General features: G+C 64.2%; 13 protein-coding genes. 10 read left to right on the plus strand and 3 right to left on the minus strand.

The features are described 5' to 3' along the window. Positions 1 to 243: hypothetical protein (locus ACREE8_RS09910; protein ID WP_431572824.1), on the plus strand; the 243-nt coding region annotated here is incomplete at its 5' end. Positions 244 to 258: 15 nt separating this feature from the next. On the opposite strand, the gene ACREE8_RS09915 is transcribed toward ACREE8_RS09910, so the two are convergent. Further along, positions 259 to 999 (minus strand): SDR family NAD(P)-dependent oxidoreductase, encoded by a 741-nt coding sequence (locus tag ACREE8_RS09915; protein ID WP_431572825.1) that lies wholly within the window; start codon positions 997 to 999, stop codon positions 259 to 261. A 213-nt stretch (positions 1,000 to 1,212) separates the two neighbouring features. Between ACREE8_RS09915 and ACREE8_RS09920 the strand changes: the two genes are divergently transcribed. From ACREE8_RS09920 to ACREE8_RS09960, 9 genes are all read left to right on the plus strand, one after another. After that, the gene (locus ACREE8_RS09920; protein ID WP_431572826.1) at positions 1,213 to 2,010 is read left to right on the plus strand and encodes an SDR family NAD(P)-dependent oxidoreductase; all 798 of its coding nucleotides are present in this window, start codon (positions 1,213 to 1,215) and stop codon (positions 2,008 to 2,010) included. An 83-nt stretch (positions 2,011 to 2,093) separates the two neighbouring features. Then, positions 2,094 to 3,248: an ABC transporter substrate-binding protein gene (locus ACREE8_RS09925; RefSeq protein ID WP_431572827.1), complete on the plus strand. Its 1,155-nt coding sequence runs from the start codon at positions 2,094 to 2,096 to the stop codon at positions 3,246 to 3,248. A gap of 3 nt (positions 3,249 to 3,251) precedes the next feature. Next, positions 3,252 to 4,379 (plus strand): ABC transporter ATP-binding protein, encoded by a 1,128-nt coding sequence (locus ACREE8_RS09930; protein ID WP_431572828.1) that lies wholly within the window; start codon positions 3,252 to 3,254, stop codon positions 4,377 to 4,379. Next, positions 4,372 to 5,229 carry an ABC transporter permease gene (locus ACREE8_RS09935; RefSeq protein WP_431572829.1) on the plus strand — a complete coding sequence of 286 codons (858 nt, stop codon included), beginning with the start codon at positions 4,372 to 4,374 and terminating at the stop codon, positions 5,227 to 5,229. Before ACREE8_RS09930 ends, ACREE8_RS09935 begins: the two co-directional genes overlap by 8 nt. Continuing rightward, positions 5,226 to 6,005 (plus strand): ABC transporter permease, encoded by a 780-nt coding sequence (locus ACREE8_RS09940; protein ID WP_431572830.1) that lies wholly within the window; start codon positions 5,226 to 5,228, stop codon positions 6,003 to 6,005. The genes ACREE8_RS09935 and ACREE8_RS09940 overlap by 4 nt, the downstream gene beginning before the upstream one ends. Before the next feature lie 3 nt (positions 6,006 to 6,008). After that, positions 6,009 to 6,917, plus strand: a complete 909-nt coding sequence (locus tag ACREE8_RS09945) for a response regulator transcription factor (protein WP_431572831.1) — start codon at positions 6,009 to 6,011, stop codon at positions 6,915 to 6,917. A gap of 160 nt (positions 6,918 to 7,077) precedes the next feature. Continuing rightward, positions 7,078 to 7,965, plus strand: coding sequence for a polysaccharide deacetylase family protein (locus ACREE8_RS09950; protein ID WP_431572832.1), 888 nt, complete (start codon positions 7,078 to 7,080; stop codon positions 7,963 to 7,965). 49 nt (positions 7,966 to 8,014) lie between these two features. Then, positions 8,015 to 9,142, plus strand: a complete 1,128-nt coding sequence (locus tag ACREE8_RS09955) for a C45 family autoproteolytic acyltransferase/hydolase (protein WP_431572833.1) — start codon at positions 8,015 to 8,017, stop codon at positions 9,140 to 9,142. Continuing rightward, complete coding sequence (locus ACREE8_RS09960) at positions 9,136 to 9,549, plus strand: VOC family protein (RefSeq protein WP_431572834.1); 414 nt, start codon at positions 9,136 to 9,138, stop codon at positions 9,547 to 9,549. The genes ACREE8_RS09955 and ACREE8_RS09960 overlap by 7 nt, the downstream gene beginning before the upstream one ends. A gap of 83 nt (positions 9,550 to 9,632) precedes the next feature. Here ACREE8_RS09960 and tam read toward each other — a convergent pair whose 3' ends face one another. Both tam and ACREE8_RS09970 read right to left on the minus strand, forming a co-directional pair. Beyond that, positions 9,633 to 10,439 (minus strand): trans-aconitate 2-methyltransferase, encoded by an 807-nt coding sequence (gene tam, locus ACREE8_RS09965; protein ID WP_431572835.1) that lies wholly within the window; start codon positions 10,437 to 10,439, stop codon positions 9,633 to 9,635. Positions 10,440 to 10,446: 7 nt separating this feature from the next. Then, positions 10,447 to 11,118, minus strand: coding sequence for a Fe2+-dependent dioxygenase (locus tag ACREE8_RS09970; protein WP_431572836.1), 672 nt, complete (start codon positions 11,116 to 11,118; stop codon positions 10,447 to 10,449). Positions 11,119 to 11,189 lie beyond the last annotated feature (71 nt).

Here is an 11,189-nt window from a genome sequence, read left to right on the forward strand (position 1 = left end):
TATCTCTATGACCGCATCGGCCACGGCATCTTCACGCCCACCATGCATCCGCAGGTGATCGGCCGGGGCCATCGCCTCACGGTCCTCGAGGGGCTGATCGAGCATGTCCTGAGCAAGCCGGGCGCGCGCTTCACCACGGTGGGCGACTATTGCCGGCAATGGCGCAAGGGCAAGACGCCGAGCCTGCCGGCGGATGCGGTGCAACCAGGTTATCTCGAAGAGAAGATCAAGCGGCGCGCCTGACCTTCGGCAGCGGTTTCAGATATCGGTCCAGCCGCCATCGACGCGCAGATTGGCACCGGTGATGTAGGAGGCGGCGTCGCTGGCGAGGAAGGCGATCGCGCGTCCGACTTCCTCCGGCGCGCCCATGCGCTTCAAGAGCGTGATGTTCGCCTCGTCGACACGGAGCTTCTCCGTGTCGGCCGGCGACAGGCCGATCTTCTCATAGATCGGCGTGTCGATCGGCCCCGGGGCCACGCTGTTGACCCGGATCCCGCGCGGCGCCAGCTCGGTCGCCAGGGTGCGCACCAGCGACCGGATGGCGGCCTTGGTCGCCGAATAGATCCCCATCGTCGCGACACCCTTGGCGTCATAGGCGCTCGCCAGCATGACGATGCTGCTGCCAGGATTCATGAACGGCAGGCAATGCTGGACGATGAAGAAGTTGCCCTTGAGGTTGATCGCGAACTGGCCGTCGAACTCGTCCTCGGTGACTGCTTCCAGAGGCCCCGCCCAGGTGACGCCCGCATTGGGAACCAGGATGGAAAGGCTTCCGAACTGCTGTTCGACCGCCTCGGCCAGCCGCGCGATGTCGGCCATGGACCGGTTGTCGGCGACCATACCGGTCGCCTCAGGGCCCAGCTGCTCGGCGGCGACCTTGACCCGGTCGGGATTCTGTCCGGTGATGATCACCCTGGCGCCAGCCTCCAGAAGCGCTTTGGCCGAGGCAAATCCGATGCCCGTGGTGCCGCCGGTGATCAGTGCTGTCTTATCGGTCAATTCAAGATTCATCTCGGGGGTCCGATCTCGTGATGGCGATGGGGGATGGTTCAGCGAACGGCAAAGCCGCAGTCATTGGTTCATGAGCGCGCCGATATTGCGATGATCACAGGCTTTTCTGCCTAGTCCAGTAACCCGGTCGGGGTATTGGCGGATGGGCATCGGGCAGAGAGCATGCAAGGCGTGCTTGAAGCGGGAGGCGACGCGAGGACGATGGGTGGTTCGCGGGGTTGGGTCAGCGATAAAGTCGCCATCGTCACCGGTGCTGGCGGCGGCATCGGCAGTGCCACCGCACGGCTGCTCGCGCAAGAGGGCGCCACTGTCGTCCTGACCGACATCGACGAGACCTCGGGGAACGCTGCTGCCGCCGCGATCCGCGACGCGGGTGCCGCCGCCGAGTTCATGCGACAGGATGCGACCGATCCGAAGCGCTGGAACGAGGTCGTCGCGGAAGTCACGCGCCGTCATGGGCGGCTCGATATCCTCGTGAACAATGCCGGCATCCAGATCACGCGCGGATTGCTCGAGACCTCGCTCGAGGATTGGCGCCGCGTCCTGTCGATCAATGCCGAGGCCGCGTTCCTCGGGACCCAGGCCGCCATCAAGGCGATGCTGCCGCAGGGCACCGGCTCGATCGTCAATCTCTCCTCGAATTACGGCATCATCGCCGACGCGTTGAACGCGGCTTACTGCGCCTCGAAGGCCGCGGTCCGTCATTTCACCAAGGCGGCCGCCCTCGACTGCGCCGCGCGCGGCACCCGCATCCGGGTCAATTCGATCCATCCGGGCTGCATCGATACCGCCATGCTCGAGCGCGAGATCGTCGATGTCGCGGCCAAACGCGGCCCCGGCACGATCGACGCCGTACGCGAGGAGTGGCGCCGGATGGCGCCGCTGGGGATCGGCACGCCCGAGGATATCGGCTGGGCCGTCGTCTATCTCGCCTCGGACCGTTCCGGTTACGTCACCGGAGCCGAGCTGGTCGTCGACGGAGGACAGATCATCCGCTGAGCGCAAAGCGTTCTGGCAGCGGATCGGATTCAACAAGAGCGCGCCAGCGCCGTTGCTTCACAACAGATGGGAGGAGACTGACAATGAGTGACTTCAACAAAAGCACACTGCTTTCGGCGTTGGCCGCGAAGACGAGCTCGCTGAGGCTGTCGCGCCGCTACTTCATGGCGGGTGCTGCCACCCTGTCGCTCGGGGCCACGCTCGGCCGCATCGCGCCGGCCGCTGCGGCCAACGACGTGGTGTTCGTCGGCTGGGAAGGCTATGACACCGCCTTCAACGATCCGACGATCCTGGCAAAGCACGGCGCCACCTTTCAGGCGACCTACATCAATGCGATCGAAGACATCATCACCAAGCTGCATGGCGGCGGCATCGGCTCGGTCGATCTGACCACCTTCATCCATCAATATGTGAGCTTTGCCGGCTCCGCCGGGCTGCTCGACCCGATCGACGAGAGCAAGATCCCGAATCTGAGCAAGATCCATCCGCATTTCTCGGCATTCGACGATCTGCTGAAGGTCGGCGGCAAGCGCTATGCGGTGCCCTTCACCTACAGCTCGATCCCGCTGATGTATAATCCCGCGGTGGTCAAGGAAGCGCCGACCTCCTGGCTCGACCTGCTGAAGCCCGAATACAAAGGCAAGGTCGCGCCCTTTCCGGACGTGATGAGCATGTTCGTCACCTGGGGCCGCGTCGCCAACGGCACCAGCGATCCGACGCATATGACCAAGGCGCAGCTGGACAAGGCGATCGACATGATGATCCAGCTCAAGGCCAATTCGCGCACCGTGCCCTCGAGCCTCGGCGAAATCTCCGACATGTTCATCCGCGGCGAGATCGTGATGGGCATGGGCTGGGAGCCGATGGTGGCCTGGGCCAAGGACAAGGGTGTCGAGATCAGGATCGCTTACCCGAAGGAAGGCGCCTTCGGCTATATCGACACCGTCAATATCGCCAAGAACGCGCCGAACGCGGATCTCGATCACGAGCTGATCAACCACTGCATCTCGACCGAAGAGCAAAAGGCCTTCTCCGAAGCCAACCTGCTCGGGATCGTCAATGCCGAGGCGATGAAGCAGATCGACAATCCGCTGCTGAGGAACCTCTACTCGTTCGACGACCCGGCCGCCTATTTCAAGCACAACCCGGTGCCCAGCATGTTCCCGCTGCAACCCGATGGCGATTATGTCGTGTGGGACGACGTGCTGGCGGCCTATGAGCGCTATACGAGAGCCTGATCGATGCAGATGACGCGCGATATCGGGCGTCAGAGCTTCTCCGCTTCCGGCATGGCGGCATCCGCCCGTGCCGGAGTCGGGGTGGCGACGGCGTCGGAGCCATCACTGGTCCAGTTGCGGCAGGTCTCGAAGGCCTATGGGGAGGTGATCGCCGTTCATCCCCTGGATCTCGAGATCGCCGCCGGCGACTTCCTCGCGATTCTGGGTCCCTCCGGCTGCGGTAAGACCACGCTGCTGCGGATGCTGGGCGGCTTCATCAAGCCGACCAGCGGGACCGTTTCCATCGCCGGCGAGGACGTCACGGCCCAGGCGCCGGAACGCCGCTCGACCAACATGGTATTCCAGAGCTACGGCCTGTTTCCGCATATGAATGTCCGCCAGAACGTCGGCTACGGGCTGACGATCGCGGGCGTCGCACGGGCCGAGATCCAGAAGCGCGTGGACGAGACTCTGGCGCTGGTGCGGCTGGAGAGCCTCGCTAATTCCAGAGTGACCGAATTGTCAGGTGGCCAGCAGCAGCGCGTGGCCCTGGCTCGCGCACTCATCATGCGGCCCAAGGTGCTGTTGCTGGACGAGCCGCTGGCGGCGCTCGATCTGAAGCTGCGCAAGGCCATGCATACGGAGCTTCGTACCCTGCACAAGGCGGTCGGCGGAACCTTTGTCTTCGTGACCCATGACCAGGGCGAGGCGATGGCGCTGGCCAACCGGATCGTGGTCATGGACAAGGGGCGAGTGGCGCAGCAGGGGACGGCCGAAGACATCTATCTGCGGCCGAGCAACCATTTCGTCTCCACCTTCGTCGGCGAGGTCAATTTCATCGCCGGCACCAGGAAGGCCGGCCAGGTCGAGTTTGGCGGCGGCCGCTTCGCCGATCCCGGATCGGACGGCAAGGTCATGGTCGGGATCCGGCCCGAAAGCATCCTTCTGGGAGTCCAAGAGGGAACAACCGATTTCCATTTCAGCGGCGTGATCCGGGAGAAGCTGTTTCTCGGGCCCTTCGTCCAATATGTCGTCGAGATTCCCGGCGGCAGCGTCACGGTATACGGCCGCGCCTTGCGCCTGGGCGAGGGCGACCCGATCACTCTGGGCTGGTCGGCCACCGACCACTGGGTCGTCGACACCCATGGCTGAGCCGGCGACGCAGACACCGGGGTTGCGCGCCCTGTTGTTGGCGCCGGCCGCGGCGACGCTTCTGCTGCTGTTCGTCTCGCCGCTGATCTATTTCTTCATCGTCTCCTTTTTCCGCGTTTCGCTCTTCAACCTCGTGCCGACCTTCAGCGCGGTCAATTACCTGAAGGTCTTGTCCGACTACAGCGATTCGATCGCCTTCACGTTGGGCATCGGCATCGTGATCGCCGGACTGACCGTCACGCTCGCCTTCATCATAGCGCATCTCATCCGGTTCCGCGGCGGACGCTGGGGTGCCTTCGTGCTGGCCTGCACCATGCTGACGCTCTTCGGCGGCTATCTGGTGAAGATCTATGCCTGGAAGACGATCCTGGGACGGGAAGGGATCATCAATAACGGACTGATGGCGATCGGCGCGATCCAGCAGCCGCTGGACGTGCTGCTCTACAGCCCGGTGGCGGTGGTCCTGACGCTGGTCAACTACCTGCTGCCCTTCGCGGTCCTGCCGATCTATGGCGCCTTGCGCTCGGTCGACATCACCACCATCGAAGCCGCGCGCGATGTCGGTGCCAGCCCCTACCGCGTCCTCCATGACGTGGTGCTGCCGCGCTGCATCCCGGCCCTGGTCACGGCCTTCGCGCTCTGTTTCCTGCTGACGGCCGGCGATTATGTGACGCCGCGCCTGGTGGGCGGCGCGCGTTCGGTCATGATCGGCACCTTCATCGAGGGACAGTTCGGCATCCGGATGAATCTGCCGCTGGGTGCGGCGATGACCTTCTCGATCCTGGTGGCGGCGGCCCTGGTGATCGCGGCCTTCTGGTTTGGCTTGCGCTGGAGGCTCAGGCCGCGATGAAAGAGCAGTTGACAAGCTGGATCACGGGGGCCATCGGCGTTGCGGCGGTGCTCTTCATGGTATCGCCGCTGATCCTGGTGGTGCTGTTCGCCTTCGGCGATTCCGCCAAGATGACCTTTCCCTTGAACGGCCTCACCCTTCATTGGTTCGACGAATTGATGGCGCGCGGCGATTTCTGGGCGGCCCTGAAGAACAGCGCGATCGTGACGGTCTGGGTCGGTTTCGGTTCGACCATCATCGGCACCATGGCCGCCTCCGCCATCGCCCGTTTCAGCCCGAAATGGTCGGCGGCCAGTTTCTTCTTCTTCGGCCTGCCGCTGATGCTGCCACCGCTGGTGCTGGGGCTGGCCATGCTGGCGTTCTTCTCGGCTTCGGGTGTGAAACTGGGCCTCAGTACCGTGGTCCTGGCCCATCTCGTCTTCACCTTGCCCTTCGTGGTGCTGGTGGTCTCGGCCCGGCTGGCAAGCTTCGACCGCGCCGTGCTCGACAGCGCGCGCGATCTCGGCGCTTCGCCCATCCGGGCCTTCAGGACAGTGACCTTTCCCATCATCCGGCCGACGATCTTCGGCGCCGCCTTGATCGCGATGGCCCTGTCGCTCGATGACTTTGTGGTAACGTTCTTTCTGATCGGCGGGGGTAACACCCTGCCGACCCTGATCTGGGGCATGTTGAGGACTGGGCTCGATCCGTCGATCAACGCCCTCGGCAGTCTGGTGCTGGCCATGACCATGGGCACGGCCGGCTTGGCTCTCTGGCTGACACGCTATCGGAGTTGAGGCATGGCCATCATCCGCGAACTTCGCCCCGGACAGCGAAACCAGCCCGCCGCAGCGCCAGGGGCGGCGCCATCAGCGCCGCGGGCGGCCTCGCTGGCCGCGACCATCCTCGATCCGGTGGCGCTGGGCGGCCTCGTGGAGCATGTCGAGACTGACCGTTTCTTCGACCTGCTGCATGATGTGCTCAACACGGCGCTTCATATCGACAATCTGGTCGCGATCGTCTTCCGCAATATGGGATCGCCGCTGATTCTGCATCAGAAGTCGCCGCAGCAGCCGAACTTCTTCCGGATGATGTATGCGCAGGGTGCCTATCTGCTGGATCCGTTCTATCTCGCGAGCAAGGACGAACGGCGCGCCGGCATCCACCGGCTGAAGCATCTGGCGCCGGACCGCTTTCTCGAAAGCGAGTTCTACAGCAACTATTACGCCAAGGTTGCGATGATCGACGAGATCGGGCTGCTCTGCCCGTTCGACGACGATCTGACGATCCATCTCTCGTTGGGCCGTCGTTTCGGCTCGCAGCGTTTCAGCGCCCGCGAATTCACGGCCTTCGCCCATGTCGAGCCCTTGCTGGCGGCCTTGCTGCGCCGCCAGGCCCGACACCCGATCGAAGCCTGGCGCTATATCGCCCGGAAGGAGCGGGGCCAGGCCGACGGGACGGTGATCAATATCGCCCAGGACTGGCTCAAGGATTTTCACGCGACCGCGCGCGAGACCGAGATCGCCGCGCTCATCCTGCAGGGCCATTCCAATATCTCGATCGGACAGGCGCTCCGGATCAGCGGGGAAACCGTCAAGGTGCATCGCAAGCATCTCTACGCGAAGCTCTCGATTTCCTCGCAAACCGAGCTCTTTCTGCTGTTCATCGACCGGATCAAGCGGTATTCCGCGTCCGGGCAACGGCCCTAGGGCATACCGTCCGGTGGGTATTGGTCGGCCCGACAGGGAGACCATACTGGCAGGGCAGGGGAGCCGATTTCGGCCGTGCGACAGAGCTTCATAGGGCTCGAGACGAGGCATTCTCCGGCGTCGATCGGTTGACGATGCCGGCCAGCAAGGAGGAACGGCGATGACGATCGGATGTGCATTGACCTTCGACTTCGACGCCATGTCGGTCTGGGTCGGTTCCTACAAGGCGCGCAATCCCAGCATGGTCTCGCGCGGCGAGTTCTGCGCCGTGGCGATCCCGCGCATCCTCGATTTGCTGGCCAAATACAAGATACCGGGGACTTTCTGCGTGCCGGGCCATACTGCGCTCGCCTATCCGGACCTGATCAAGCGGATCCATGCCGAAGGGCATGAGATCGCGCATCATGGTTGGGTCCATGAGAACCCGGCCGATTTCGACGAGGCCGGCGAGCGTCGCAATATGGAGCTCGGCCTCGAAGCCCTGCAGAAGGCGGCCGGTGTGCGGCCCAAGGGCTATCGTTCGCCGTCATGGGATTTCAGCGCCAACACCATCAAGATCCTGCTGGATTACGGCTTCAGTTATGACTCCAGCCTGATGGGCGGCGACTTCATCCCCTATTACGCCCGCATGGGCGACAAATATGATGACAAGACGCCCTATGTGTTCGGCGTGAATGTCGATCTCGTGGAACTGCCGATCACTTGGCTGCTGGACGATTTCCCCCATTTCGAGTTCGTCGACAAGGACACCTATGGATTGTCCGCGGCGTCCAAGGTCGAGGAGATTTGGAAAGACGAGTTCGATTATGCGCGGCTTCATGCGCCGGGCGGGCTGTTCAATCTGACCATGCACCCGCAGGTGATCGGGCGCGGCTACCGGATGATGATGCTGGAACGGCTCATCAATCACTATCGGAGCTTCCCGGACGTGAAGTTCACGACCCTGATCGACTATGTCGAAAGCTGGCGCGCGAAGAATCCGCTGGCGGCATGGCGCGATTCCGGGGCCATCCAAGCGCAGCCGAAGTTCCAGCGGCAAATGGCCTGAGCCTCGGCTCGGCACCCATCGATCCTTCCAGCGTCACGGGTTGGCTATCATGAGTTACGTCTTTCGCTCCACGGCTGTGGAACCGCGCGCGCGGGGCATGGAGTTCGGCGCCAAGCATGCCCGGCAGATTCAAGCGACGATCGCCGCCTATTGCAAACTCTTTGCCCGCGCGACCGATCGGGCGGTCGAGCTCGAGCCTTTCGGCCGCGAGGCCCTGGCGGCGACGAAGGCCTTTGCGCCCAAACTGCTGGAAGAGATGGAAGGCATGGCGGCGGGGGCCGGAATCGATCCGGCCCTGATCGGCGCCATCAATGCCCGCACCGAGATTCTCGCAGCGTTGGGCGCGAAGAACCGCGGCGAATGCTCCGCCGTGGTGCGCGTCGACCGGGGCGGGGAAGGCCCAGCAGCCGTCCAGACCTGGGACTGGTATGCCGAGTTGGCCGATCAATGGCTGGTCTGGGAGATCCCCCAGGCCGATGGTAGCTTGACCACGACCGTCACGGAGTTCGGCGTCGTCGGCAAGATCGGCGTCAACAGCCGGGGCCTGGGCGTGCTTTTCACCATTCTCCATCACGAGCGCGACGGCGAGCGGATCGGCGTGCCCGTGCATGTGGCCTCGCGCGCGGTCCTCGACAGCGCCGCGAACATCAACCGGGCCCTGCAATTGCTGGCGCGCGCCGACGTCTCGGCCTCCAGCTCGGTGACGGTCATCAGCACCGAGGACGATCTGGGCGTGGCGGCGTCGGTCGAGCTCTATCCGGGCGGCCCCGATTTCGTGTTCCCGGCGCCGGACGGGCTGCTGGTTCGCACCAACCATTTCTTGTCCGCGCGGGCGCAAGCGGGCGATACCGAGCCGCGCTCCTTCCCCGACACCTTGCTGCGCCATGATCTGCTCGTGCGGCGCTTGTCGGGCGTCAAGCGGCTCGATGTGGCGCAGATCCTGACGGCGATGAGCAGCCATGTCGGCGGCGACGGCGCGGTCTGCTGCCATCACGATCCCTTGCAGCATCCGACCGCCCAGTTCGAAACGCTCGCGACCGTCGTGCTCGACGTGGCCGGCGGCAGCCTGCAGGTGTTCGAAGGCGGACCCTGCCGGCAGCCGGCGGTCGTGGCGCCTTTCCTTGCCCATCGCCGAATTTCAGCCCAACAACCAGCCAAGGATGCCATTCCATGCTGAATCTCAAACGCATCGACAACATGGACATTCTCACGCGGAATGTTCAGCGCCTGGTGGATTTCTATCATGGCAAGCTCGGGCTCGGATTCTTCCTGCCCTATGTGGCGGAAGAGGAATGGGCGGCCATCGATTGCGGCAATGTCACCCTCTATATCTTCAAGACGACGCGCGGCGAGCATGAGCCGCGCCGGACCGCGGTCAATCTCGAGGATAAACCTGGCTTCGATTCCTTCGCCTTCGAGGTCGACAATCTCGACGTCGCGATCAAGGAACTGACCGGCAAGGTCGAGTGGGTGACCAAGGAGCCGATCCACTGGCATCATCCGAGCGGCACGCATTACCGCTACCGGCCGTTCTTCGATCCCGATGGCAACATGCTCTATGTGACGGAGCCGCATAAGGTCTGAAGCGGAAGCGGCACGGATCGAACGACAAAAGGCCCGCATCTTTCCTGGTGCGGGCCCTCGTCGTTTGCGCGTTCCGAGATCGTTCAGGCCGGCTTCACCCCCACGATGAAGATCCGGCGGAAGGCGAAGAGCGTGCTGCCATCGGCCTCGGGCGGGTAGGCGGCCCTGACGCGGGCGGCATAGTCGGCCTCGAAACGCGTCCGCTCCGCGTCGTCGAGCGGCTCCATGAAGGGCCGCAGGCCCGTGGCCCGCGTCCAGGTCACGACCGGATTGTCGCCCTGGAGGCGCATGAGATAGTCGATCTCCCAGATATCGGCGGCGCTCGTCATCGAGGCCATCAACCTTGCATAGAAGGCGGGCTCCGCCACCCGCATTGGGCGATCGATCTGGCCCGCGAGCTTCGTCCGCCAGGGCCCGGCCCTGGCCGTCTCCATCATCAGCGTGTGGGAGGGTCGGTCGAAATTGCGGGGCATCTGTACCGCCAGCACGCCGCCTGGCTTCAATTGCCCGAAGAGATGGGCGAACAGATGCTCGTGATCGGGGAGCCATTGCAGCACGGCGTTGGTGAAAAGCAGGTCGGCGGGCGCGGGCGGGCGCCAGCTCGCGGCGTCGCCTTCGACGAACTCGACGCCGGGCAGCGCCGCGCGGGCCGAGGCCAGCATCGCCGGCGAATTGTCCATGCCGAGGAGCCGGGCCCGCGGCCAACGCGCCCGCAGCAGGGCCGTCACATTGCCGGCGCCGCAGCCGACATCGAGAACGAATTCCGGTTCGTCGAGCGGAATGCGGTTGATCAGATCGAGCGCCGGGCGCTCGCGCTCGCCGGCGAACCGCTTGTAGAGCGCGGGCTGCCAGTCGGGCTTCGCGGTCGCAGGCGCCGGCGAAGGACTCATCAAGCTCTCAGGTATCCGCCCACATGCGGATCAGATTGGCGTGGTTCTTCTGCACCAGATAGGTCTCCTCGGCATCGGGCTGCTTTTCATGCAGCTTGCGCCGGACCAGATCCAGCTCATAGAGCACCTCGCGCCGGGCCGGATCGCGCACCAGGCTCTGGATCCAGGTGACGGCGCAGAGCCGTTCGCCCCGCGTCAGGGGCGCGACCTCATGCAGGCTCGAGGCCGGATAGACCACGGCCGAGCCCATGGGCAGCTTCACCTGTTGCGGGCCGAAATTGGTGTGGATGACCAACTCGCCGCCGTCATAGTCGTCGGGCTCGCAGAGGAAGAGCGTCACCGCGATATCGCTGCGCACGGGGCTGTCACTGCCCATCACGCCGTTATCGACATGCGGGCCGTAATGCATGCCCGGGCGGTAGCGGCTGATGAGGCAGGGGCGGATATGCTTGGGCAGGGTGGCGCGCTTGAACTCGATGCTGCGCAGGAGCATCTCCCGCACGCGCTTCTGCACCTCGGGCTTGTTCTTGTCGGTGCGGGCCAACTGCTCGTTCTTTTTGACGCGCCGGGCCTGGCTGCCGGCGGTGGCGACGCCGTCCTCGAAGCTGCTCTCGGCGACCAGCTTGGTGAGCTCCACCACCTCGGCGGCGGTCATGATGTTGGGAATGAGATAGATCATCGAGCGGTCGCTGGGCCTCTGGGCGTGGCAAGGAATGGGCGCTTCGGTGGCCGATATCTTGGCCGGCGGCC

Source organism: Hypericibacter sp. (genome assembly GCF_050729195.1).
GTDB lineage: Bacteria > Pseudomonadota > Alphaproteobacteria > Dongiales > Dongiaceae > Hypericibacter.